This window comes from Actinomadura rayongensis, assembly GCF_009831215.1.
Taxonomy (GTDB): domain Bacteria; phylum Actinomycetota; class Actinomycetes; order Streptosporangiales; family Streptosporangiaceae; genus Spirillospora; species Spirillospora rayongensis.
The window spans coordinates 125223-148515 of the sequence record NZ_WUTW01000008.1; the positions used below are offsets into that span (position 1 = coordinate 125223).

The window sequence follows — 23293 nt, forward strand, 5'->3', positions numbered from 1 at the left end:
ATGGGAGGCGGGCGGCAGCGGCCCGGCACCGCGCGGGCCGTCACCGCCCGCCTCAAGCTGCACCGCCGCGCGGTGCGGCTGGGCGGGCGGACGTACACGGTCGTCACGCCGCGCCCGGGCACGTCCGCGCGGTTCAGCACCAACCGCTTCCACGGCACCTGGCACGTCCTGTCGGACGGGCACGGCGCCCGGTTCCTCGCGCGGCTGCTGTGGGGCCTCGCCTACCAGGCGCGGCCGGGAACGCTGCTGGTGATCGACCGGCCGTTCCTCGTCCCGACGCCGTTCGACGCCGATCCCGCCGACCCGATCGCGGTCGTCCCGTCGTGGCACACGCCGTTCACCGTCCGCGCGGCGCGCGACCTGGCCCGGCTCGGGCGGCTCCCGGCGTCGGACGGGACGGTCGTGTGGCAGACGCACGGCCTGGACGCCGCGCTGGCCGACCGGAGCGCCTGGCTGCGCGAAGACGACCGGCTTCCGTACCGGGACGAAGGTCACTTCGAGCGCCGGGGCGGGGTCGTCGCGCTGCTGCCGCGCAGCGCCCGCGAGGCGCGGCGGTGGGCCGTCCAGGTGTCCCGGCTGAACCCGGCCGGCCCGCACGGCGACGCCGAGTTCCTCGGCCGGACGTTCGGGAGCTGCTTCTACGCGTCCGGCGAGGTCCAGGTGTTCCGCTCGTTCCACCGCGACGTGGCGGTGGCGCGGCGGGCGCGCGCCGACGTCCTCGCCTGTCCGGACGCGCCGTCCGATCCGGCCGAACTGCGCGCCGAGATCTGGGACCGGCACGCCGCGCTCGACCGGGCCGCGTCCGCCCGATGAGGCCGGAACGTCCCGTCCACGCCTAGGCTGGACGGGACGTACCGCCGTGCGGCGGGGAAAGAGGTGCACGTGCTGGTCGACGACCACGGCCGGACCGCCACGGATCTGCGGGTCTCGCTGACGGACCGGTGCAATCTGCGGTGCTCGTACTGCATGCCGCCCGAGGGTCTGGACTGGCTGCCCAAACCGGAGCTGCTGACGGACGAGGAGGTCGTCCGGCTCGTCCGGATCGGCGTGACCGAGCTGGGCATCACCGAGGTCCGCTTCACCGGCGGGGAGCCGCTGCTGCGGCGCGGGCTGCCGGGCCTCGTCGCCGCGGCGGCGGCGCTGCGCCCGCGCCCGGAGATCTCGCTGACCACCAACGGCATCGGGCTGGACCGGCTCGCCGCGCCGCTCGCCGCCGCCGGGCTCGACCGGGTGAACGTGTCGCTGGACACGCTCGACCCGGCGACGTTCCGCCGTCTCGCGCACCGCGACCGGCTCGCCGACGTGCTGCGCGGCCTGGCCGCGGCGCACGCGGCGGGCCTCGCGCCGGTCAAGGTCAACGCGGTGCTCATGCGCGGGATCAACGACCACGAGGCCGTCCCGCTGCTGCGGTACTGCCTCGACCACGGCTACCGGCTGCGGTTCATCGAGCAGATGCCGCTGGACGCCCAGCACGGCTGGGACCGCGCCGGGATGATCACCGCGGACGAGATCCTGGACCGGCTCGGCGCCGCGTTCGCGCTCGTCCCCGCGGACGGCGAGCGCGGCAGCGCGCCCGCCGAGTCGTTCACGGTGGACGGCGGGCCGGAGCGCGTCGGCGTCATCGGGTCGGTGACGCGCCCGTTCTGCGGCGCGTGCGACCGGGTGCGGCTCACCGCCGACGGCCAGATCCGCAACTGCCTGTTCGCGACCGAGGAGTCCGACCTGCGCGGCGCGCTGCGGGCCGGGGCGTCCGACGCCGAGCTGGCCGAGCGCTGGCGGACGGCGGTGCGGCGCAAGCGCGCCGGGCACGGCATCGACGACCCGGGGTTCCTGCAGCCCGTCCGGCCCATGTCGGCGATCGGCGGCTGACCCGCCGCGTGCGACGATGGACGACGTGCGGGACACCGGATACGACGCGATCGTGCTGGCCGGGGGCCGGGCCCGGCGGCTCGGCGGCGCCGACAAGCCCGCCGCGCGCGTCGGCGGACGGTCCCTGCTCGCGCACGTCGCGGACGCCGTCGGAGACGCCGGGCGCCTCGTCGTGGTCGGCCCGGCGCGGCCGGACGTCCCGCACGCGCGCGCCGTCCGCGAGGACCCGCCGGGCTCCGGCCCCGTCCCCGCGCTGCGCGCCGGCCTGGCCGCGCTCCCGGACGCGACGTGGCTGGCGCTGCTGGCCGCCGACCTCCCGTTCCTGCGCCCCGCGCACCTCGCCGCGCTGCTCGCCGCCGCCGGGCGGACCGGCGCCGGGGCCGTCCTCGTGGACGCCGACGGCCGCGAACAGTGGCTCGCCGGCTGCTGGCACGCCCCCACGCTCCGCACCGCCCTCGGCGCCTACGACGGCGCGTCCCTGCGCGGCCTGCTCGGCCCGCTGCGCCCCGCGCCCGTCCGGCTCCCGGCGGACGCGCGCCCCCCGTGGTTCGACTGCGACACCCCCGAGGACCTGACCCGCGCGCGGGCCCTGTGGCCCGGACGCGCCTGACATCCCACCGGAGAGGGGACGCCACGTGCTGGAGGAATGGATCGAGACGGCCTGCGCGGAACTCGGCATCGACCGCGCCGACGTCGACCGCGACCTCGTGCTGGACCTCGCCCGCGAGGTCGCGCACGGCGTCGCGCGGCCGGGCGCGCCGCTCACGACGTTCCTGCTCGGGATCGCCGTCGGGCGCGGCGCGGCGGCCCGGGACGCGGCGGCCCGGCTGACGGCGCTCGCCGACGGCTGGGACGCCGGCTGACCGTTTGACCGGCGGCGTCCCGGAGAGGAGCCCCGGCATGACCGACCACGCGGACGGAACGGCCGGGACACGCCGCTGGCGGGCGCTCGCGGTGTGCCTCGTCGCCGCGTTCATGACGCTGCTGGACGTCAGCATCGTCAACGTCGCGCTCCCGTCGATCCGGGAGGGCCTGCACGCGTCCGAGGCGTCCCTGCAGTGGATCCTGTCGGGGTACGCGCTGACGTTCGGGCTCGTGCTCGTCCCGGCGGGACGGCTCGGCGACGCCCGCAGCCGCCGCGCGGTGTTCCTCGCGGGGCTCGCGCTGTTCACGCTGGCCAGCGCGGTCGCGGGCGTCGCGCCCGGCATCGGCTGGCTGATCGGGGCGCGGCTCGTCCAGGGCGTCGCGGGCGGCGTGCTCACCCCGCAGGTCGCCGGGTTCATCCAGCAGCTGTTCCAGGGGCCGGACCGGGGCCGGGCGTTCGGCGCGCTCGGCACCGTGATCGGCGTCGCGACCGCCGCCGGGCCGCTGATCGGCGGCGCGCTGATCGCCCTGGCCGGACCGGACGAGGGCTGGCGCTGGGTCTTCTACGTCAACGTCCCGGTCGGCCTGGCCGCGCTGCCGATCGCGCACCGGCTGCTCCCGGCCCCCGAACGCGGCGAGCGCCGGGGCCAGGACGTGCCGGGCGTGGTGCTGCTCGGCGCGGCCGTCCTCGTCCTCATGCTGCCGTTCGTCCAGGAGCGGCAGTGGCACGGCGCGCTCAAGTGGCTGCTGGTCCCGGCCGCGCTGCTGCTCCTCGCGGCGTTCGTCCGGCGCGAGCGGCGGGCCGCCGCGCCGATGGTGGACCTCGCGCTGTTCCGGCACCGGTCCTACGCGCTCGGCAGCGCCATCGCGCTGCTCTACTTCGCCGGGTTCACCGGCATCTTCTTCATCTTCACGCTCTACCTGCAGAACGGCCTCGGCTACAGCGCGTTCGGCGCGGGCCTCGCGATCACCCCGTTCGCGCTCGGCTCGGGGTCGGGCGCGGCGGCGGGCGGACGGCTCGTCGCGCACTACGGGCGCCCGCTGGTGGCGACCGGGCTGGCGATGGTCGCGGCCGGGCTGGTCGGCGCGTGGCTCGCGGTCGAGCTGCACCCCGGCGGGGGCGTGGCGTGGCTGACGGCCGCGCCGCTGCTGGTGGCCGGGGTCGGCAGCGGGTTCGTGATCTCCCCGAACCAGACGATCACCCTGTCGGAGGTGCCGTCCGCCGAGGGCGGCAGCGCGGCCGGGGTGCTCCAGACGGGCCAGCGCGTCGGGACGGCCGTCGGCATCGCGGGCGTCGGGGCGGTGTTCTTCGCGGCCGTCGGGAGCGCGCGGCCGGGCGCGGCCGAGGCGTGGGCGGACGGGTTCCGGCGCGGGCTCGTCGTGATCCTCGTGTTCGTGCTGTGCGCGCTGGCGGCGGCGCTCGCCGACCTGGGGCTGAACCGCCGCGGCAGGCTCAGGGACCGAGTTCCCCCGCCGACACCCGCACCGCCCGCAGCGCGCCGGTGATCGCGGCGGCCTGCTCGGCGGTGAGGTCGGGCAGCCCGAACCCCGCCTCGTGCAGGGCCTCGGTCGCGGTCTCGGCCAGCTCGCGGCCCGCCGGGGTGATCTCGGCGAGGACGATCCGCCGGTCGCCGGGGGAGGGGCGCCGGGTGACGAGCCCGCGCCGTTCAAGCCGTCCGATCACGTTGGTCACCGAGGCGGGATGGACCATGAGCCGCTCGCCCATCTTGCCCATCGGCAGCTCGCCCGCCCGGGTGAACGCGAGCAGCCGCAGCGCCTCGTACGCGGCGAACGTCAGCCCGTGCGGCTTGAGGACGCCCTCGACGCGCCCGAGCAGGATCTGCTGGGCGCGCATCACGGACGTCACGGCGGCCATCTGGTCGGCGTGCTCGGGCCAGCGGGCGCTCCACTGCCGGTGCGCCTCGCCGATGGGGTCGAGGGGACGACTGGTCACCGGCCCACCGTAGGCCACCGGGGTTCCTTGACGGACGCGCGCACGGAAACTACTTTAGCTTCCAAATATTGGACGTCCAAGCATCGGAGGCGGACATGGCCGAACCGGACGCGAACGCCCTGCACGTGCCGGTCCACCCGGTGCGGTTCGTGACGGCCGCCGCCCTGTTCGACGGCCACGACGCCGCGATCAACATCATGCGCCGGATCCTCCAGGCGCAGGGCGCGGAGGTCGTCCACCTCGGGCACGACCGGTCCGTCCGCGAGGTCGTGGACGCCGTCCTGGAGGAGGACGCGCAGGGCGTCGCGATCAGCTCCTACCAGGGCGGCCACGTCGAGTACTTCGAGTACCTGGCGCGGGCGCTCGCCGAGGCGGGCGCGGAGCACGTCCGGGTCTTCGGCGGGGGCGGCGGCGTGATCGTCGCCGAGGAGATCGCGCGGCTGGCCCGCGCCGGGGTGCGGATCTTCTCGCCGGACGACGGCCAGCGCCTCGGCCTGCCCGGCATGATCAACGAGCTGGTCCGCGACGGCGACGTCGACCTCGCCGCCGCGCCGCCCGCCGTGGACGCCGTCCTCGCCGGGGACCGCCGCGCGCTGGCCCGCGCGATCACCTGCCTGGAGGCGGGCCGGCTGCCGGACGCCGACCGCGCCGCGCTGGCCGCAGCCGCCGGGCGGCGCCGCGTGCCCGTCCTCGGCATCACCGGCACCGGCGGGTCCGGCAAGTCGTCGCTGACCGACGAGCTGGTCCGGCGGCTGCGCGCGGACCAGCGCGACAAGCTGCGCGTCGCCGTCCTCGCCGTCGACCCGACCCGGCGGCGCGGCGGCGGCGCGCTCCTCGGCGACCGGATCCGCATGAACGCCCTGGACGGCGACCACGTCTTCTTCCGCTCCCTCGCCACGCGCGGCGCCCGCGAGCTGCCGGACGGCATCGAGGGCGTGCTCGACGCGTGCAAGGCCGCCGGATACGACCTGGTGATCCTGGAGACGCCCGGGATCGGGCAGGGCGACGCGGCGGTCGTCCCGCTCGCCGACGCGTCCCTGTACGTCATGACGCCCGAGTTCGGCGCCGCGTCCCAGCTGGAGAAGATCGACATGCTGGACTTCGCGGACGTCGTGGCGATCAACAAGTTCGAGCGGCGCGGCGCCGAGGACGCGCTGCGCGACGTGTCCCGGCAGATGCTTCGCAACCGGGAGGACTTCACGGCCCGTCCCGAGGACATGCCGGTGTTCGGCACGAGCGCCGCCACCTTCGACGACGACGGCGTCACCGCGCTCTACTTCCACCTGCGCGACCTGCTCGCCGAGCACGGCCTGCCGGTCGAGGACGGCGCCCTGCCCGCCGTGGCGACCCGGACGTCCACGCGGGCCGCGCAGGCGCTGCCGCCGGGCCGCGTCCGGTATCTGGCGGAGATCGCCGAGACCGTCCGGGCCTACCACGCCGCGACGGACCGGCAGGCGGCGGCGGTCCGGCGCGTCCAGCGGCTCGCCGAGGTCCGCGCCGAGCTGACCGACACGGCCGAGGTCGACGCCCTGCTCGACGCCGCCCGCCGCGAGGTCGCGCCGGAGAACGCCGCGCTGCTCGACGGCTGGCCCGCGCTGGTCGAGGCGTACTCGGGGGACGAGCAGGTCGTCCGGATCCGCGACCGCGAGCTGCGCACGGCCCTCACCCGCGAGTCCCTGTCGGGCAGCCGGATCCCGCGCGTCGCCTTGCCCCGCTACACCGACCACGGCGAGCTGCTGCGGTTCCTGCGCGCCGAGAACCTGCCCGGACGGTTCCCGTTCACCGCCGGCGTCTTCCCGTTCAAGCGCGACGGCGAGGACCCGGCCCGCATGTTCGCCGGCGAGGGCGACCCGTTCCGCACCAACCGCCGCTTCAAGCTCCTGTCGGAGGGCCAGCCCGCGACGCGGCTGTCCACCGCGTTCGACTCGGTGACGCTCTACGGCCGCGACCCCGACGAACGTCCCGACATCTACGGCAAGGTCGGCACGTCCGGCGTCTCGATCGCCACGCTGGACGACATGAAGGCCCTCTACGCGGGCTTCGACCTCGCCGCGCCGACGACCTCGGTGTCCATGACGATCAACGGCCCGGCCCCGGCCATCCTCGCGTTCTTCCTCAACACCGCGATCGACCAGGGCCTGGACGCCTTCCGCGCCGAGCACGGCCGCGAGCCCGCCCCCGAGGAGGCCGAGCGCGTCCGGGCGCACGTGCTGCGGACCGTGCGCGGGACCGTCCAGGCCGACATCCTCAAGGAGGACCAGGGCCAGAACACCTGCATCTTCTCCACCGAGTTCGCGCTGCGGATGATGGGCGACGTCCAGCAGTGGTTCATCGACCACGGCGTTCGGAACTTCTACTCGGTGTCGATCTCCGGGTACCACATCGCCGAGGCCGGGGCGAACCCCATCAGCCAGCTCGCGTTCACGCTCGCCAACGGGTTCACCTACGTCGAGTCCTACCTGGCGCGCGGCATGGACGTGGACGACTTCGCGCCCAACCTGTCGTTCTTCTTCTCCAACGGCATGGACCCCGAGTACACCGTCCTCGGCCGTGTCGCCCGGCGGATCTGGGCCGTGGCGATGCGCGACCGGTACGGGGCGAACGAGCGCAGCCAGAAGCTCAAGTACCACGTCCAGACGTCCGGGCGGTCGCTGCACGCGCAGGAGATGCACTTCAACGACATCCGGACGACGCTCCAGGCGCTCATCGCGATCTACGACAACTGCAACAGCCTCCACACCAACGCCTACGACGAGGCCGTGACGACGCCGACCGCCGAGTCCGTCCGGCGGGCGCTGGCGATCCAGCTCATCATCAACCGCGAGTGGGGCCTCGCGATGAACGAGAACCCGCTCCAGGGGTCGTTCATCGTGGACGAGCTGACCGACCTGGTCGAGGCGGCCGTGCTCGCCGAGTTCGACCGGATCAGCGAGCGCGGCGGCGTCCTCGGCGCGATGGAGACCGGCTACCAGCGCGGGCGCATCCAGGACGAGTCGATGCTCTACGAGCGCCGCAAGCACGACGGCTCGCTCCCGCTGATCGGCGTGAACACGTTCCTACCGACCGAGGACGAGAAGGAGGAACGGCGCGTCGAGCTGGCCCGCGCGACCGAGGCGGAGAAGCGGTCGCAGCTCGACCGCGTCCGGGCGTTCCGGCGGGCGCACCGGGACGAGGCCGTCGCCGCGCTCGCCGCGCTGCGCGAGACGGCGCGGTCGGGCGGCAACGTGTTCGCGGTGCTGATGGACGCCGCCCGCGTCTGCACGCTCCAGCAGATCACCGACGCGTTCTTCGAGGTCGGCGGCCAGTACCGGCGGAACGTGTGAGGGACGACACCGGCGCCGACGTGCCGGTGCGGCGGCCCGTCCGGCGCGTGGTGTCGCTCGTCCCGTCGCTGACCGAGACACTGGCCGTCACCGCGCCCGGGCTGCTCGTCGGCGCCACCGACTGGTGCTCCCATCCGGCCGACCTGGACGTCGTCCGCGTGAAGGGCACCAAGAACCCCGACCTGGACGCGATCCGCGCGCTGGAACCCGACCTCGTCGTCGGGAACGCCGAGGAGAACCGCGTCCCGGACGTGGCGGCGCTGCGCGCGGCGGGCGTCCCGGTCTGGATGACCGACATCCGCACGGTGGCCGGGGCGCTGGCGTCGCTGCGCCGGATGCTGGCCGAGGGCTGCGGGCTGCCGGTGCCCGGCTGGCTGGACGACGCCGCCCGCGCCTGGGCCGCGTGCCCGCCCGGCCCGCCGCGCCGCGCGGTCGTCCCGGTGTGGCGGCGGCCGTGGATGGTCCTCGGCCGCGACACCTTCGCCGGGGACGTCCTCGCGCGGCTCGGCGTGGCCAACGTATACGCCGGGCACGCCGAGCGTTATCCGAGAATCCCGCTGGACGAGCTGAACGCGTCCGGCGCCGACCTGGTCGTCCTGCCCGACGAGCCGTACGCCTTCACCGCCGACGACGGGCCCGAGGCCTTCCCGGGCCTGCCCGCCGCGCTCGTCAGCGGCCGGTACCTCACCTGGTACGGCCCGTCGCTCGTCGGCGCCCCGGCGGCGCTGGCCGGGGCGCTCGCGCGCGTCAGGCCGTCTTCGCCTCGGTGACGGCGGCCACCAGGGCGGCCCGGAACGCGGCGCCCGCGTCGTCCTCGCCGAGGCCGAGGTGGAACAGCGACGCCTCCGTCGCGCCCGACCACAGGCCGTGCACGCCCGCCCCGCCCGGGTCCAGCGCGGCCGTGAGCGGGGACGCGTCGACGCTCGCGTCCGCCAGCAGGATCGAGCGGACGTGCAGCCCGCGCCGCTCCCCGGTGACCGCGATGACCAGCGCGCGCGGCGTGAGCAGCGCGACGGTCGTGTGCTCCCGGTCCGGATCGCCCGAGCCCGTGAGCCGTGCCAGCAGGCCCGGTCTGCTCCGCCGCACGCTGCGCGTCGCGCAGCAGGCGCGGGCGGCGGCGAGCACGTCGCCGAGCTGGTGCGCCTCGGCGTGCGCGGCGATCGCGTCGCGCAGCGCGGCGTCGAGCGCGGCGGGCTCGACGGCACGGCTGGAACGGTCGTAGGGGCGGTTCATCCGGCCTCCCGGGAAGGTCGTGCGGGGACACCGGCGGGGGACCCGGCGCAGCGTACCGCGCCGGGCCGCGTCAGACCGTCCCGAACAGGACGCCCGCTCCGTACGTCACGCCCGACGACAGCAGGATGATCGAAAGCTGCCGCAGCGCGCCGTAGGGGACGGCCCGTCCGCTGGAGTGGGCGACGACGCCGCCGACCGCGAGCCCGGCGAGGCCCGTCAGCCCGATCGACGCGACGACCGCGACCGTCCCCTCGGTGATCAGCCAGGGCAGCAGCGGCGCCGCCGAGCCGAGCGCGAACAGCGCGAACGACGACAGCGCGGCCGTCCACGGCGACCCCAGCTCGGCCGGGTTGACGCCGACGACCTCGCGCGCCGACGCCGCGTACAGGCGCTCGTCGTCGGCCGCGACCTCGGCGGCGGCGCCGCGCGCGGTGGCGGGGGAGAACCCGGCGGTGCGGAAGGTGTCCTCCAGCTTCCCGCCGAGCACGGCGGGGTGGTCGCGGACGAGGTCGCGCAGGTCGGCCAGGACGCCCTGGAACAGCTCGACCTGCGCCTTCACCGAGATCCACTCGCCCGCCGCCATCGACACCGCGCCCGCGAGCAGCCCGGCCAGCCCGGCGAGCCGGACGGCATGCGCCCCAGATCCCGCGCCCGCCACCGCGAGCACGAGGCACAGCGTGCTGACGAGCCCGTCGTTCACGCCGAGCACCGCCGCCCGCGCGCCGCCCTGCTGCACCTGCGCCGCGCGCCGCGCGAGCAGCGCGGTGACCTTCGCGTCCTGCGTCACCGGACCGGCCCGTTGATCATCACCGGGCCAGGCTAGCAACGCCGGATCAGACGCCGATGTCCTTGGCGATGATCGTCTTGAGGACCTCGCTCGTCCCGCCGTAGATCCGCGTGACGCGGGCGTCGGTGTAGAGGCGGGCGATCGGGTACTCCAGGATGTAGCCGTAGCCGCCGTGGAGCTGCAGGCACTTGTCCACGACCCGCGCCTGGACCTCGGTGCAGAACAGCTTGGCGACGGCCGCGTCGGCGGGGGTCAGCTCGCCGACGTCCAGGGCCTCGATCGCGCGGTCGACCAGCGACCGGGCCGCCTCGACCTCGGTGGCGCACTCGGCGAGGACGAACTTGGTGTTCTGGAACGACGCGACGGGCCGCCCGAACACGTTCCTGTCCTGGACGTACTTGCGCGCGAACTCCACCGCGGCGGCGGCGGACGCGTAGGAGCTGACCGCGATGCCCAGCCGCTCCTCGGCGAGGTTGTGCGTCAGGTACTCGAACCCGCGCCCCTCCTCGCCGAGCAGGTCCTCGACGGGCACGCGGACGTCGGAGAACGCCAGCTCGGCCGTGTCGGAGCTGCGCAGCCCGATCTTCTCCAGCTTGCGGCCGACCGTGTAGCCCTCGCTCGTGGTGTCCACGACGAGGATGGACAGGCCCGCGCGGCGGTTCTCCGGCGTGGCCGGGGATGTCCGGGCCACGACCAGCACCCGGTCGGCGAGGACGCCGCCGGTGATGAACGTCTTGGCGCCGTTGAGGACGTAGTGGTCGCCGTCGCGGCGCGCGGTGGTCTGCATGCCCGCGAGGTCGGAGCCGGTGCCGGGCTCGGTCATCGCGATGGCCGTCATCATCTCGCCGGTGACGAACGGCGGCAGCCAGCGCCGCTTCTGCTCGTCCGAGGCGTACTTGAGCAGGTAGGGCAGGACGAGGTTGACGTGGACGCCGTAGCCGCCGAAGCTCACCCCGGCGCGGGCGCACTCCTCGGAGATGACGGCCTGGTACTTGAAGCTCGTCTCCCCGGCGCCGCCGTACTCCTCGGGCACCTGGATGCCGAGGACGCCCAGCTCGCCGAGCTTGTTGTAGAAGTCGCGGGGCGGATGCCCGGCGTGCTCCCACGCGTCGTAGACCGGCGCGACCTCGGCCGCGACGAAGTCCCTGATGGTCTCCCGGAACGCCTCGTGGTCCTCGTTGTAGAGCGTGCGGCGCATCGCGGCCCCTTCCCCTCTCCCGTGTTCTGGAATTCGATTCTAGTAGCCCGTTCGGGTTGGCAGGGCCGGGAGGGACCGGGGAGCGGGGCTGGCCGGATGGGGACACGGCACGGCCTTGCCGGACGGGCCGGCCTGTGCAGGGGTGCCGCGACGGCGGAGAATCGCCGGATCGGGAAAGTGAAAAGCGGCGCCGGGTGGATACGGGGGCAATCCACCCGGCGCCGCATCATCGGTGTTCCGACGGGGGCCCGGAACACCGGTAGGGGCGCTCCGACGGGGGACCAGAGCGCCGGTACAAATCGTACACCGAAACCCCCCGCAGTTAGTCAAGAGAATGTCACGACCCGATTTCCGGACGGCTCCCGGAAACGCGCTTGTGATGCCTGCTTTGCCCGTCGCGCAGCCGGGCGGGCGGGTCGGGGCGCCGTCCCGCGTTCGCCACCACGACCGCCACGTACGGCAGGAAGATCGCGCCGAGGACGAGCACGCCCACCGCCCAGAACGGCGCGTGCGCGAGCCCGGCGAACACGGCGCCGAGGAAGCACGACGTCCGCAGGCCCATCGAGAGCAGATACCGCTTCTGCCGTGCGGAGATGTCCTCCGACAGCGGGCGCCGCGCGTCCGTGACGAGATGGACGTCTTCGGACCGGCGGGGATTCACCTTCACGTTTCCAAGGTAACCCAGGGATGCGGCCCTGACCTGGGGCGGGGCCGGTTAGCCCTGCCAGGGCCGCACTTTACGCTACGCGGACGCACACGGGCCAACATCCCTGCATACGGAGGGGTGTAACGCTTACACGGCTTGGGCCTGCTGCTTACACCCCGGACCTGGACGGCACTTAGAACCCGGCGATGGGCCAGGACGCTCCGCTGAGGCTGATCCACGAGACGGCTCCCACAGGGTTCTGCAAGATCGTCTGGCCGTTGGAGCCGATGGCGATCTGGGCCTTGTTGCTGCTGTTGGCTGGGGCGTCGAAGACGTGGGTTGTGGCGGGACGGACTCCGGTGGGCAAGGTGAACAGCAGGGTGCCGTGGGTGGCGGTGCCTGCGGCGATGACGCCGATGAGCGCGGCGCGGTTGTCGGGTAGTTCGATGTACCCCGCCGACTCGTACCCGTTGCCGTAGTTGCTCCAGCCGTTTTGAAGGCTGGGCCGTCCGATGCCGCCTCGGGTGATGTGGCTGCCGGTCGGGAGGGTGATGCCTCCGTTGACGGTGAGGTTGCCGGTGACGGTGAGGTTGGTGGGTGCCCGGTAGGAGCCGATGCAGACCAGCGCGTTGCCGATCCACGCCATGACGACGGTATCGCCTGGCGCGGGCGCGTAGTGGCCCAGGTGCGGGACGGTCAGGTATTCGCTGGCGGGCGCGCCGGAGTAGGGCGCGACGGTGACGGTGTGCTTGGCGGTGTCGAGCGCGGTGACGGTGCCGGTGGTGAACGCGGCGGGGGCGGGCGTGGCGGTGAGGCGTTGGGCGAGGGCGCGGCGGGCGCGGCGGGTCATGGGGTCACCTGGTCGGGGCGCTGGCGGGTGGAGACGGTGAGGGTCGCGGCGGGGGTGAGGGGGATAGTGACGGCGTCCACGATGTGGGTCTGCCGGGTGCCGTCGGGGAGGACGACCAGGACGGCGTCATCGACGTCCAGCGCGGGGTTCGGCGCGGACTCCAGGTCCAGGACGGTGTCGGCGACGGTGAGCTTGCGCAGGACCGCCGTCGCGGCGGCGTTGGCGGCGGCGGTGGTGGAGAGCTGGGCGGAGCTGTAGAAGTAGGGGCGTCGGCCGAAGGGGCCGCCCCACCGGGCGGGGCTGGTGGCGTCGGTGAGGTAGGCGGTGCCGCGTACGGGGGCGGTGTCGGCGGAGGTGGTCTCGCCGGTCGCGACCACGGCGTTGTAGACGCTGGCGCGGTCTTGGGCGAGGTCGGCTTTGGTGAGCACGCCGTCGCGGCCCGCGTCGATGGTCCAGGCGGGGGCGGCGGTGCGCGGGTCGGGGACGGGCGCGAACCGCCAGGTCCCGGTCCGGTCGGGCTGGACGGTGACGCCCAGCGCGGTCGCCAGCTCCTCAACTGCGGCGAGCCGGTCGGACTCCCAGGTGGTGCCCGACGCGACCGGCGTGGTGGGCAGGGCGTTGAACTCGGCGGTGTTGAGGGCGTCGCCGGGCCGCGACCCGGTGATCAGGTTCTTGACCACGTCGCGCTGCGCCGTCCCGGAGGCGGGCGCGTAGGGGGTGAGGAACTTGTCGTCGCGCAGATATGAGCGGAATCCCGACGCCGACAGCTTGACCGAGGTGTCGCCCGCCGTGGTGGCGACCTTCTCCACCAGGTACCGGCCGAGCGGGACTTCCTCGACGCGGCCCGGCGCCAGCACCACGCCCCGGTAGGGGCGCAGGGTGAGGCCGTAGACGTTGACGGCGTCCAGGTCGATCGTTCCTGCGTCGGTGGCGAGCCCGCGCGTGCGGATGAGCTGGGCAGTGATGTCGCAGGTGCCGTAGGTGGTGTTGCTGCGGTCGAGGGTGACCGTCCCATCGGAGAACGCCAGATCGCCGAGCTTGGTCGCGGCCGACCACAGCTCGACGCGGGCGGTCATCTGGTGGGGGGCGCGCAGTGCGTCCAGGAACGACGCCGAGACCGGGTACATCAGGCGGCCCCGTTCCAGGCGGTCATCTCCCCGTAGGTCGGGAAGTAGGCGGCGACGTAGCCGAAGTGCCCGAGCGCGGCGACGGCCGAGTACGGCGCACCCGAGGGGGCGAGCGGCGCGGCGGGCGGTTCGGTGGCGATGGCCTCCAGCGTCCACACCCGGTCGGCGTAGGGCGCGAAGGTGGGGACGGCGCGGTCTTCGGTGTAGGAGGTGCAGAGGAACCAGTGGTTCCCGCCCTCGTCGGGGCTGGACTGCAACAGCAGGTGCGGGGAGCCGTCCAGGAGCGTGCGCAGTTCGGCGGCCTGATCGGCGGTCGCGGTGACCAGGGTGAGGGTGTAGGAGCCGAGCTGGCGGACGTCGGCGACGGTGATCGGGTCGGCGCGGCCCAGCACGTAGTGCGCGCCGTAGGCGACCTCGCGGGTGATGGCGCTCATGGTCTTCACCTGCGCCGGGGTCCGCCATGACGGGTCGGTCGCCGACGCCAGCCGCGTCACGGTGGGGGGAACACCGCTGAACGGCACCGTCTCCCACGGGCTTTGCAGCCCGGCGGCGTCGGTGACGTAGGCCATGTAGACGACGGGCACGCCGAGCGGGATGTCGGCGTCGATCCCCGACACGGTCCGGTTGAGCAGCGGCGCGGCCTGCATGGTGCGCACGCGCCGCAGCTTGCCGTCGGGTTCCTGGCGGACGACCCAGGCGTACACCGACACGGTCTCGCCAGCGGCGGCGGTGACGGTGATGAACGTCTGGCCGTCGTCGCCGGTGACTGTCAGGACCGGCTTGATCGTGGGCTGCGCCATCAGGCGACCCCCCTGGTGTAGAGCTGGCGGGACAACTCGTCGTCGGCGGCGTCGATCTCCACGCGCACGATGTCGGTCAGCTCCCGGTCGCCGATGAACACCCGGATTTCCGGCGGTGGCGCGGAGCGGCCGGCGGAGCTTGAACCGGGCGTGCGGGCGCCGGGCCGGGGCAGCGCGGCGAGCGCGCGGGCCGCGTCACCGGTTCCGCCGCGCAGCGGCGCCACCAGTTCCGCCCCGGCTTCACCGACCAGGGCCAGCGTCGGGCGGGTGACGATCCCGCCGGTCGCCATCGGCCGCACGGCCGACAGCGCCCGCGACACCAGCGCAGCGGTACGCGGCCCGATCTGCCGGTACAGGGAGGCGAGCGGATCACGCCGGTCGCGGCGGTCCTCGTCACGTTTGCCGAACACCGACGCGGCCTCGGCGAGCGGGACGACGCCGCCGCGCGCGTACTTGGGGCGGCCGACGCTGGACTGATCGTTGCGGCGCGCCCGCCGGACGTAGTGGCCTTCGTTGCCGCCGATGGTGATCAGGCTGCCGTGATCGTTGCGCTCGATGATGTTGATGTGCGAGCGGCCCGCGCCCTCGTAGAAACCGAGGTCTCCCGGCCGCGCCTGGTCGCGGGGCACCTTGCGCATCGCACCGGAGTAGACGGCGACGGCCGCGCTCGGATATCCGGGGTAGCGGCCCCCGGCCCCCGCCTTGTTCAGCACCCAGCTCACGAAGTTGGCGCACCAGGCGGTCCCCGGGCCGTAGTTCCAGAAGTCGTTGTACTTGTTGGAGTTCTCCGTCCCCGGGCGGTCACCCTGGCCGATCTGGCTGACGGCGACCTTGACGACGTTGCCGGGGCCGAGCTTGTTCATCCACGCCGACTCGTGCTTGGCGAAGAACCCCAGGACGCCGTCCACGGCCGTGCGGGGCACGCGGGTGATGAGCTGGCCCCAGCCCGTGCGCGACAGCGGGGAGGACTCCGACGCGCGCACGATCGGGTTGAGGGCGGCGCGGGCGGCGGCGACCAGGCCACGGGTGAACAGGTCTTCGCCTTCGTGGATGAACCCGCCGACCGCATGGCCGATCGTGCCGACGATGCCGCCGCCCGCGAACCGGGACGGGCCGCCGAGCTGCCCTTGGCGGGCCGCCTTGTTGATCCCGTGGACCCATCCGGCCCCCAGGTACCGCACGGCTTCGGGCCGCAGGATGCCTTCGCCGGGGCTGAGCAGGGCCATCACCGAGTCGTGGCCGGGCGTGTAGCCGCCTAGGACACCGCCGGTCGCGAACTTGGGGGCGTCGGGCAGCTTGGGAAGCCCGACCTTGGTCGCCAAGGCGTCCCAGACGCGTTTGATGCCGCCCTGGTAGACGGTCTGCGCGACGAACCGGACGGGGTCGGCGGCGACCTTCTTCAGCCCGCCCCAGATGCGTTTGATCGCGGTGACCGAGGTGTCGAACCCGGCGCGGATCGCGTTGAGCGTCCCGCCGATCACGGCCTTGATGCCGCCCCACGCCGTGGAAGCGGCCCACTTGATCGCCTTCCACGCGGCGGAGAAGATCGCCGAGTAGATCGCGATGTAGAAGCGCGCGACGGCGCTGATGCTTTTCCACATCCCGGTCAGGACCGCCTTGATGACGTTCCACGCCAGCACCGCGCCGTTCTTGATCGCCCACCAGGCGGCCAAGAAGATCGCCTTGTAGATCGCGATGTAGATCCGGGCGACGGTCGAGATGACCTGCCACACCGCCAGCAGCACGGCCTTGACGCCGCCGTTCCAGATCGCGTCGGTACCGGCCTTGATCGCCGACCAGGCCCCGAGCACGATCGAGCGGAACGTCTCGCTGCGCTTCCACAGGACGACGAAGACCGCGCCGAGCGCCACCAGGGCGAGCACCACGAGCCCGACCGGGTTGGCGGCGAGCGCCGCGTTCAAAAGCCACTGAGCGGCGGTCCAGGAGATCACCGCCAGCCGGACGGCGCCAGCAGCAGCGGCGGCGGCGAGCTGCCGCGCGGCCGAGGTGGTCGCCGCGATCCCGGCCCGCGCGTACCCGGCCGCCATCGCGCCGAGGCTCGCGGCGGCCGACCACGCCGCGCGGGTGGTGTTGGCGATCCACGCGCCGCCTTGCTTGGCGGCCGATGTGGTCGCCGCCGCGCCGGACCGGACCCACCCGGCGGTCATCGCGGCGAGGCTGGTCGTGGTGGACCAGACCGCGCGCCCGGCCCCGGCGACCGACGTCCCGGCGGCGCGGACCATCGTGCCGCCCTTGCGTGCGGCGTCACCTGCGTAGAGTGCGCGCAGCCGTAGCGTGTCCCACGCTGCGCCGGCGCCGGACACGACCGTGCTCGTGGCGGACACGACGGTGCGGGCCGCGCCGTAGGTCGCGGCGACGGTCTTGGCGCCGACCGCGAGCCCGGCGACGGCGGCCCCGGCGGCGACCAGCCCGGACGGGGAGATTCCCAACGAGGAACCGGCCTTTTGGAGCTGCGACAGGGCCGGTAGGCCGTCGTTGACGATGGCGTCGGTGACGGACTGCTGGAGCCCTCGTTTGAACGCGGTGAACCGGGCCTGCGAGGTCTCCCCCAAGGCGCGGCCCGCCTGGTCGGTCGCGCCCTGGAGCGTCCCGAGTGCGGCGATGGCCTTGCCGGGGTCCATCGCCAGCAGCGAGGCCCCGAGGTCTTCGGCTTGCGTGCCGAAGAGGGCGACGGCGGCGGCGGATCGGTCGGCGGGGTCCTTGACCGCGCGCAGCCGGGTCAGGACGGTCTCCAGCCCGGCAGCGGCGGCCGGACCGCCCTTGGCGAACGTCGCGGTCATCTGCCGCGCGTCCAAGCCGAGCGCGGCGAACCCGGCGGCGGAGGTCTTGGAGCCGTCCACGGCCCGGATCGAGAACTCTTTGAGCGCGTCGGCGGCGACGTCGCTGTCCCGGGCGCCCGCCTTGATGGCCTGCGACAACAGCCCCATCGCGGCGGGACCGGTCAGCCCGAGCTTCTTCCACTGGACGCTGTACTCATTGACCGTGTCGAGCAGGTCACCGGACTTATCGACGCCCGCCTGAGCGCCGCGCGTGATCAGGTCGAACGCCTCGCCCGCGCTGCGGGCCAGGCCCGTGCGCATGAGCTGGGACACCGACCGCGTGACGTCGCCGACGTCGGCGTCCATGACGCGCGCGAGGGTGAGGGCGCGGCCGGTGGTCTGCTCCAGCGCGCCCGCAGACGCGCCCCGCATCCCGTCCATGTTGCGGATGACCGAGGTGACGGCCCCGTTGACCTCCTGCATCGAGGAGCCGTAGGCGTGGGCGTACAGGGACCCGGCGGCCTTTCCGGCGGCGGCGGCGTCCTTGCGGGTCAGCCCGAGTTGGGCCTGCATCGTGGCGCGGGCGTCCTGGACGTCCAGCGCCGACGACACACCGGCCGCCAGCGCGGCGCCAGCAGCCGCCCCGGCCGCCGTTCCCACGGTGCGGAGCTTGCCGAGCCCGCTTCTGGCGGCGCCGGAGACCTTGGAGCCGAAGGTCTGCCCGGCGCGGGTGCCTTCGCGGCCCAAGGTGTCGGACGCCTGCCGCCCGGCCTGGGCGGCGGCTTGACGGACGGGCGCGCCGAGCTGCCGCGCGGTCTCCCGCCCGAACCCGGCCAGGTCGGGCAGGACGGCGAGGTAGACGGCTCCGATGGGGTTAGCCATGCGACGGCCCCCAGGCGTGTTCGATCACGGCGCGGACTTCTTCGGGACTGCGGGCGGGGCGCCGCGTCGGCGCGGCGTCACCGGGGCGCGGCACCCGCAGCGGCGGCGGGATGTCCCGCTGGGGAACCCCGTTGGCGCCCAGGTGCGACCGGTAGAGGGCGTGCAGGATCTCGGCCACTTGGGCGAGGAGTTCGATCGAGACGGGCCACGCCCCGTCGGGGGTGTGGGAGGCGGCGTCGGGCGGCAGGCTCTTGAACAGGGCGGCGGCCTGCCGGACGTCCAGCCGGTTGAGGTCGGCGCCGTAGTAGCGGCGGAGGTCGGCCTCGGCGCGTTCGCGGCGGCGGGGGTCGGCCGTCAGCCACGCGACGAGGCCGACGCTTCCCCCGCGCCGTCCCCGTAGACCTGCTCGACCAGCACGCGCAGCCAATCGACGCTCAGGTCCCCGCCGGCCGTCTCGATCAGGTCGTCCACGGCGTCGCCGAACAGCGAGCGCAGCGCCTTGGCGATGTCCTCGCGCTGGAGGTAGTAGGGGAAGGCCAGCGGGAGCCGGGCGGGCATGGGGAACTTGCGGTCCCCGAGCGTGACGCCGGTCTCCTCGGCGGGCTCGGTGTTGGCGGCGGCGGTGATCGCGGAAGCATCGACCCAGGGCACGGGGTCTCCTTCGTTCAGGGAGTGGCCGGACACGGCGGGGGCCGCGCCCCCGGCGGACGGGCCGGGGGCGCGGCGGGGAAGGTCAGGGGGCGGGGGCGAACCGGACGTCGAGGCTGTCGAACAGCCACGCCGGGACGCCGGTCTCGCCGAGAGCGGTGATCGTGACGCCCAGGAACGCGCCCTCGTCGCGCTTGAGCGACAGGTCCTCGTTCTCCGAGACCACGCAGCGCGGTAGGTAGAGCTGGCCCGTGAAGGTGCCGTCTACCCAGCGCAGCAGGACCGCGCGTTCCTCTTCGGAGCCGGGCGCGGGAGGCGTGTAGGTGTAGCCGGTGGTCGCGTCACCGGTCCAGGTGCCGCCCGCGAACGCGAACGTCATCGACGCCCGCGACCACGAGGCCATCGAGAACTTGAGTGTGTTTTCCAGCGAGGTCGTCAGGCGGCGCGCGGCGTAGAGCGACTGCCAGACCATGATGTCGGCGGTGTCGCGGGAGTTGCCGAACGCGGCGCCGTCGTCGGACAGCAGGCCCAGGCGGGTCCATTCGGCGGGCGGGTCGGCGGTGATCGCGGGCTTGGCGGTGCGGGCGGGCGCGGCCCACAGGTCACCGGACGCGCCGACGATCGGCTGCTCGTTCGCCGAAGCGGACGCGTCGAGCGCGGCGGCGAAGGTGGTGGGCTTGGTGAGGTCGGGGGTGTCGGTGGGCATCAGGGCTGGCCCCTCGTGCAGGGCCGCCACGGCGCGTCAGGGGTGGGCGAAGACGCTCACGGCAAGGCGCGCCCGGTGCTTGACCGGCTCGTAGTCGGGGTCAAGCTCGGCGGCGTGGGTGGCGAGTCGGGAAGCCGTCACGACGCCGCCTGGACGCGAGCCGGGTAGGCGCTGGGTCAGCGCCTGGACGCAGCACCGGGCCGCGTCGGAGACCTGGACCTGGCGATCGGCCCAGATGTCGAGCTGGAGTTCAGCGCGGTCCAGCCACGCCGAGGAGTCGGTGAACGTCCCGCCGAAGCGGGTCAGCCGCGCCAGCGGGAACGCCTTGTCGCGGGGAAGCACGGTGTAGACGCGTCCGCCCAGCAGCGCCGACACCTCGGAGTCCTCGCGCAGGAACGCCGCGACGATCCGCAGCGTGTCCACCACGCGCGGCGCGACCGGAACCGGGGTCGTCATCGCGGCGGCCCCTCGGCGTACCGCAGCCCGGACGCCTGCGCGGCCTTGGTCAGCGGGCGCAGCGGCGGCGTGTTCAGGCTGCCGAACTCGAACAGGTGCGCCAGCGGCCAGGACGTACCGACGTACACCACAGTCCGCCCGCCTTCGGCGCGGGGCGGGGTGATCCGCATGAGCGCGTCGAAACGGCGCGTGCGGCGCTGGCCGGGCGGGTTGGTGGCCTTGGCCGCGATGGCGATGCGGCGGGCCGCCAGCGACAGCTCAGGACCGAGCATCGCGACGTCGGCGGCCAGCTTGCGCACGGCGGCGGCGTCGATCTGCACCCGCGAGACGGCCATCAGCTCACCGCCTCCAACTCGACCTCGCCGTACACGGGACGGCCGGTGAAGAGGTCGAGCTGATACGCCGCGTCGCCCATCGCGCGCAGCGCCCGCCCGCACCAGGTGATCTCGTCACCGTCCAAGACGGCGACGTCCGCGGGGACGTGCATCGTCACCGGAGACCGGCGAAGGCTCTGCGACGGCTTGGCGGTGGTGCCGCGCGTCTGGACATGCGCGGGAACGGTGACGTGGACGGCGGTCAGCTCGTCATTGCCGTACGGGTCGGTCCCGGCATGGACCATCCGGCGCACGGTGACGCGATGCGGAAGGTGCAGCGGAATCACGACGCCCCTCCAGACGCGAACGGCACAGGACAAGGGGACGGGTCGGTGAGCCGCCCGGCGGTGCGGCCCGGCGGGCAGGCGGGCGGGGTGCGGAGCTGGCCCAGCGACCGGCCGTAGGCACGGCCGATCACGGCGGCGTCGGCGGTGGTGAACGCGGGGCCGCCGTCCCCGCCCGACGCGGCGTCCCCAGCGGTATAGCTGACGCTTCCGGCGGTGTAGGCACGCAGCCCGGCGGGGTTGTAGACGCACCGCACGACCGCACGCAGGATCACCGCGCGAACCACGGCGGGCAGCACCGCGTCGTCCAGGTCCCGGCCGGCGAGTTGACCGGCGTGGGCCAGCGCGTCAGCGATCCACGCCTCAACCTGCGCGGTCTCGGACGTGTCGAGGTCGCGGCCCACGCGGGCCGCTACGTCCTGCGCGGTGATCGCCGCCACGCTCGTCCCGTGCCTTACTTCCGCGCCCGCACGGCACGCGCAGCCGAAGCGGTGCCGGTGTCCTCGGACTCGGCGGCGAACCCGGCGCCACCGGCCGCGCCGATGCGCAGCCCGAGCCGCACGGGTGTTCCGGCCTCGGTCGCGCGGTGGTCCATGAGCTGGACGCCGAACAGCGTGTCCCACGAGGCGATGTCGGTCTTCTTTTCGATCGAGTACCCGCGCGTCGCCCGGACCGCGAACCCCTCGAACGACGTCGAGGACGACTCGGTTCCGCCCGCTGGAGGCGCGGGCGCACGTGAGACGAGGCTGACCGCCTCACGGTGGAAGGCGTACGCGGCCCGCTTGTGGGTGCCGTCCTCGGGCACCGACGGAGACTCGTAGATGTCGAACCCCGACAGCCGCCCGATGTACGCCTCACGCAGCGCCTGACCGCCGGAAGCATTGGCGTCGGCGCGGCGGATGGTGTCGGTGTCCAGGATGTCCTTGGCGGCCTCGGGGCTCAGAACCAGCGAGCGGCCCGCCATCGGCGCGCCGAGCCGGTTCAGCCGCATCCGCGCCTCGGTGATCGTCTTGAGCGGGTCGGCGTCCCACGTCAGCCCGGCGGGCAGGGTGTCCAGCACCCCGACAAGCGCGGTCTCCATCGCGTCCGCGATGGCCTGGAGAGCCGGGGTGACCACCTGCGCCTGAAAGTCGCGCAGGTCCAGCAGCAGTTCCTCGCTGCCCAGGACGACCGAGACGTCCTTGAAGTGGTCCAGGACGACCGGGACACCGAACTCCTTGATGTCCTGCGGCTCGATCCCGCGCGCACGGTCGAAGTCCTTGGCGACGAACGACGGCGGGCGGCGGATGGTGACGGTGTGACCGCTCGCCCCGCCGAAGTCGGATTCGGCGTCGCGCCAGACCAACCCGGCGAGCATGGTCCGGTTCCGCAGCGCCGACAGCGCGGCCTTGGACAGTACGGGGAGGTCGTAGAAGTCGTGCGCCATAGGGCGGGCACCTCGAAGAGGTCGCAACGGATCAAGGTCCGTGCGCGCCTGGCGTCACGCGGCGACCGCCCCTGGCAGGTCAGCCGCCCCGAGTATGCCACACAAATGACCATCCGGTCATCCCTTTTGGATGGTCCAAGGTGGGAATAATACGGGAGTTCCCTCACTAATGACCAAATGCCTCGCTACGCGTATTCCTTGAATCCCGCCCCGTACGCGCGCCAGTTCCCGTTACTGTCGTACCGATAACAGCCGCATCCATCGGGAAGGGGGCGCGAGAGAGGGATGGCGCGTGATCGCCGCGATACGGCGGAGATCGTGGCGCTCGCTACCGCAGTGGTGCAACTTCTGGCGGTGCTCATCGAGGTGTTGCCGCACCTGCGTTGAACTGCGCGAACGCCACGACCCATCCGGCGACGGCGGCCCGTGTGTGACAGCGGGCCGCCGTTTCGCACGAGCCTAACCAACGAGACTCATGATCTTCTTGCCTTCTCCCAATATGATCATGGGAAAACATGGGAAAGCCTGGATTACCAGGGATTACACGGGATCAGCGGCTCAGTCGCGTACCCGCAGGCGGCCCGCTGGCGCCGAAAGCTCCGCCTGACATCGCAGGGTATCGCGCCCCGGCGGCCCCTGTCGGATTTGCGCTATTGTGTGTGATATGCGCCAATTGATGTTCCCGGGCGGACATGGCACGCTAGCTACATGCGGACGTTGGCGTACCTGGATCTAGACAGGTTCCGCCTACGCATCCCCTCCTCGAGTGGTTGGCGTGTGGTCGCGAAGATGGTGGAGCGCCTGCGCCGGAGACTCGAGAGCGAGTGTGAGCGCATGTTTCAGCGCATGTTCCAGCGCATGGTCGACTCACAGTTCCGCACCCTTTTCTTCACCTCACGACTCCGCTCCTCGCGCGCCGCGAGATCTCGGCCGCAGCGTCATGCGCTCACGTTTCTCGGCCTCCTGCCCTGGCTCCTAGCCGACCTCGTCGCTCCGGGGCATCACCCGAAGCCCGCACGTACGGCTATCACCTCTTCTGCGCACACGCGCTCTGCGCTCTCGACTGCGTTCCGCCTCCCGCTCCGG

Annotated in this window: 24 protein-coding genes; 7 read left to right on the top strand and 17 right to left on the bottom strand. The window is 73.4% G+C overall.

Translation table 11 applies throughout. The features are described from left to right. The 5 genes from GQ466_RS27015 to GQ466_RS27030 all read left to right on the top strand — a co-directional run bounded on the left by GQ466_RS27015 (position 1) and on the right by GQ466_RS27030 (position 4239). Positions 1-813 (top strand): hypothetical protein, encoded by an 813-nt coding sequence (locus tag GQ466_RS27015; protein ID WP_161105870.1) that lies wholly within the window; start codon positions 1-3, stop codon positions 811-813. 69 nt (positions 814-882) lie between these two features. After that, on the top strand, positions 883-1869 hold the full coding sequence (gene moaA / locus GQ466_RS27020; RefSeq protein ID WP_337193642.1) for a GTP 3',8-cyclase MoaA: 987 nt from the start codon (positions 883-885) through the stop codon (positions 1867-1869). Positions 1870-1894: 25 nt separating this feature from the next. After that, positions 1895-2479, top strand: a complete 585-nt coding sequence (gene mobA / locus GQ466_RS27025; protein WP_337193643.1) for a molybdenum cofactor guanylyltransferase — start codon at positions 1895-1897, stop codon at positions 2477-2479. A 25-nt stretch (positions 2480-2504) separates the two neighbouring features. After that, on the top strand, positions 2505-2732 hold the full coding sequence (locus GQ466_RS31080) for a DUF6457 domain-containing protein (RefSeq protein ID WP_337193644.1): 228 nt from the start codon (positions 2505-2507) through the stop codon (positions 2730-2732). Positions 2733-2769: 37 nt separating this feature from the next. After that, positions 2770-4239 carry an MFS transporter gene (locus GQ466_RS27030; RefSeq protein ID WP_161105872.1) on the top strand — a complete coding sequence of 490 codons (1470 nt, stop codon included), beginning with the start codon at positions 2770-2772 and terminating at the stop codon, positions 4237-4239. Here the strand turns inward: GQ466_RS27030 and GQ466_RS27035 are convergent. Next, entirely contained in the window at positions 4187-4687 is a 501-nt protein-coding gene (locus GQ466_RS27035) for a MarR family transcriptional regulator (RefSeq protein ID WP_337193645.1), read from the bottom strand. The two genes, GQ466_RS27030 and GQ466_RS27035, sit on opposite strands and share 53 nt — an antisense overlap. Positions 4688-4782: 95 nt before the next feature. Between GQ466_RS27035 and icmF the strand changes: the two genes are divergently transcribed. Continuing rightward, complete coding sequence (gene icmF, locus GQ466_RS27040) at positions 4783-8010, top strand: fused isobutyryl-CoA mutase/GTPase IcmF (RefSeq protein ID WP_161105874.1); 3228 nt, start codon at positions 4783-4785, stop codon at positions 8008-8010. Continuing rightward, positions 8007-8780 carry a helical backbone metal receptor gene (locus tag GQ466_RS27045; RefSeq protein ID WP_337193646.1) on the top strand — a complete coding sequence of 258 codons (774 nt, stop codon included), beginning with the start codon at positions 8007-8009 and terminating at the stop codon, positions 8778-8780. The genes icmF and GQ466_RS27045 overlap by 4 nt, the downstream gene beginning before the upstream one ends. On the opposite strand, the gene GQ466_RS27050 is transcribed toward GQ466_RS27045, so the two are convergent. The 16 genes from GQ466_RS27050 to GQ466_RS27125 form a co-directional block, all read right to left on the bottom strand. Beyond that, complete coding sequence (locus tag GQ466_RS27050; protein WP_161105875.1) at positions 8758-9243, bottom strand: hypothetical protein; 486 nt, start codon at positions 9241-9243, stop codon at positions 8758-8760. The two genes, GQ466_RS27045 and GQ466_RS27050, sit on opposite strands and share 23 nt — an antisense overlap. 70 nt (positions 9244-9313) lie before the next feature. Beyond that, a complete protein-coding gene (locus GQ466_RS27055; protein WP_161105876.1) occupies positions 9314-10030 on the bottom strand; it encodes a VIT1/CCC1 transporter family protein in 717 nt (238 codons plus the stop codon). A 46-nt stretch (positions 10031-10076) separates the two neighbouring features. Next, complete coding sequence (locus GQ466_RS27060; protein ID WP_161105877.1) at positions 10077-11228, bottom strand: acyl-CoA dehydrogenase family protein; 1152 nt, start codon at positions 11226-11228, stop codon at positions 10077-10079. 337 nt (positions 11229-11565) lie between these two features. After that, entirely contained in the window at positions 11566-11895 is a 330-nt protein-coding gene (locus GQ466_RS27065; RefSeq protein ID WP_103566700.1) for a DUF3099 domain-containing protein, read from the bottom strand. 172 nt (positions 11896-12067) lie between these two features. Next, positions 12068-12724 (bottom strand): hypothetical protein, encoded by a 657-nt coding sequence (locus GQ466_RS27070; RefSeq protein WP_161105878.1) that lies wholly within the window; start codon positions 12722-12724, stop codon positions 12068-12070. Next, complete coding sequence (locus GQ466_RS27075) at positions 12721-13851, bottom strand: DUF5047 domain-containing protein (protein WP_161105879.1); 1131 nt, start codon at positions 13849-13851, stop codon at positions 12721-12723. The genes GQ466_RS27070 and GQ466_RS27075 overlap by 4 nt, the downstream gene beginning before the upstream one ends. Then, positions 13851-14651, bottom strand: a complete 801-nt coding sequence (locus GQ466_RS27080; RefSeq protein ID WP_161105880.1) for a hypothetical protein — start codon at positions 14649-14651, stop codon at positions 13851-13853. Before GQ466_RS27080 ends, GQ466_RS27075 begins: the two co-directional genes overlap by 1 nt. Continuing rightward, a complete protein-coding gene (locus GQ466_RS27085; protein ID WP_161105881.1) occupies positions 14651-18313 on the bottom strand; it encodes a phage tail tape measure protein in 3663 nt (1220 codons plus the stop codon). The genes GQ466_RS27080 and GQ466_RS27085 overlap by 1 nt, the downstream gene beginning before the upstream one ends. Next, positions 18306-18740, bottom strand: coding sequence for a hypothetical protein (locus tag GQ466_RS27090; protein WP_161105882.1), 435 nt, complete (start codon positions 18738-18740; stop codon positions 18306-18308). The genes GQ466_RS27085 and GQ466_RS27090 overlap by 8 nt, the downstream gene beginning before the upstream one ends. Further along, a complete protein-coding gene (locus tag GQ466_RS27095) occupies positions 18668-18964 on the bottom strand; it encodes a hypothetical protein (protein ID WP_161105883.1) in 297 nt (98 codons plus the stop codon). The genes GQ466_RS27090 and GQ466_RS27095 overlap by 73 nt, the downstream gene beginning before the upstream one ends. Positions 18965-19046: 82 nt before the next feature. After that, the gene (locus GQ466_RS27100; RefSeq protein ID WP_161105884.1) at positions 19047-19667 is read right to left on the bottom strand and encodes a phage tail tube protein; all 621 of its coding nucleotides are present in this window, start codon (positions 19665-19667) and stop codon (positions 19047-19049) included. A 36-nt stretch (positions 19668-19703) separates the two neighbouring features. Further along, a complete protein-coding gene (gp17, locus tag GQ466_RS27105) occupies positions 19704-20123 on the bottom strand; it encodes a tail completion protein gp17 (RefSeq protein WP_161105885.1) in 420 nt (139 codons plus the stop codon). Next, entirely contained in the window at positions 20120-20458 is a 339-nt protein-coding gene (locus tag GQ466_RS27110; protein WP_161105886.1) for a hypothetical protein, read from the bottom strand. The genes gp17 and GQ466_RS27110 overlap by 4 nt, the downstream gene beginning before the upstream one ends. Continuing rightward, positions 20458-20742 (bottom strand): hypothetical protein, encoded by a 285-nt coding sequence (locus GQ466_RS27115; protein WP_161105887.1) that lies wholly within the window; start codon positions 20740-20742, stop codon positions 20458-20460. Before GQ466_RS27115 ends, GQ466_RS27110 begins: the two co-directional genes overlap by 1 nt. Positions 20743-20780: 38 nt before the next feature. Beyond that, the gene (locus GQ466_RS27120) at positions 20781-21221 is read right to left on the bottom strand and encodes a hypothetical protein (RefSeq protein ID WP_161105888.1); all 441 of its coding nucleotides are present in this window, start codon (positions 21219-21221) and stop codon (positions 20781-20783) included. Between the two features lie 14 nt (positions 21222-21235). Continuing rightward, complete coding sequence (locus GQ466_RS27125) at positions 21236-22207, bottom strand: major capsid protein (protein ID WP_161105889.1); 972 nt, start codon at positions 22205-22207, stop codon at positions 21236-21238. Positions 22208-23293 lie beyond the last annotated feature (1086 nt).

Bases quoted from the DNA above. Each gene is read 5' to 3' on its own strand.
- GQ466_RS27015 (WP_161105870.1), top strand. From the start codon at position 1: ATGGGAGGCGGGCGGCAGCGGCCCGGCACCGCGCGGGCCGTCACCGCC.
- GQ466_RS27030 (WP_161105872.1), top strand. From the start codon at position 2,770: ATGACCGACCACGCGGACGGAACGGCCGGGACACGCCGCTGGCGGGCG.
- icmF (WP_161105874.1), top strand. From the start codon at position 4,783: ATGGCCGAACCGGACGCGAACGCCCTGCACGTGCCGGTCCACCCGGTG.
- GQ466_RS27050 (WP_161105875.1), bottom strand. From the start codon at position 9,243: ATGAACCGCCCCTACGACCGTTCCAGCCGTGCCGTCGAGCCCGCCGCG.
- GQ466_RS27060 (WP_161105877.1), bottom strand. From the start codon at position 11,228: ATGCGCCGCACGCTCTACAACGAGGACCACGAGGCGTTCCGGGAGACC.
- GQ466_RS27070 (WP_161105878.1), bottom strand. From the start codon at position 12,724: ATGACCCGCCGCGCCCGCCGCGCCCTCGCCCAACGCCTCACCGCCACG.
- GQ466_RS27075 (WP_161105879.1), bottom strand. From the start codon at position 13,851: ATGTACCCGGTCTCGGCGTCGTTCCTGGACGCACTGCGCGCCCCCCAC.
- GQ466_RS27080 (WP_161105880.1), bottom strand. From the start codon at position 14,651: ATGGCGCAGCCCACGATCAAGCCGGTCCTGACAGTCACCGGCGACGAC.
- GQ466_RS27085 (WP_161105881.1), bottom strand. From the start codon at position 18,313: ATGGCTAACCCCATCGGAGCCGTCTACCTCGCCGTCCTGCCCGACCTG.
- GQ466_RS27100 (WP_161105884.1), bottom strand. From the start codon at position 19,667: ATGCCCACCGACACCCCCGACCTCACCAAGCCCACCACCTTCGCCGCC.
- gp17 (WP_161105885.1), bottom strand. From the start codon at position 20,123: ATGACGACCCCGGTTCCGGTCGCGCCGCGCGTGGTGGACACGCTGCGG.
- GQ466_RS27110 (WP_161105886.1), bottom strand. From the start codon at position 20,458: ATGGCCGTCTCGCGGGTGCAGATCGACGCCGCCGCCGTGCGCAAGCTG.
- GQ466_RS27115 (WP_161105887.1), bottom strand. From the start codon at position 20,742: ATGGTCCATGCCGGGACCGACCCGTACGGCAATGACGAGCTGACCGCC.
- GQ466_RS27125 (WP_161105889.1), bottom strand. From the start codon at position 22,207: ATGGCGCACGACTTCTACGACCTCCCCGTACTGTCCAAGGCCGCGCTG.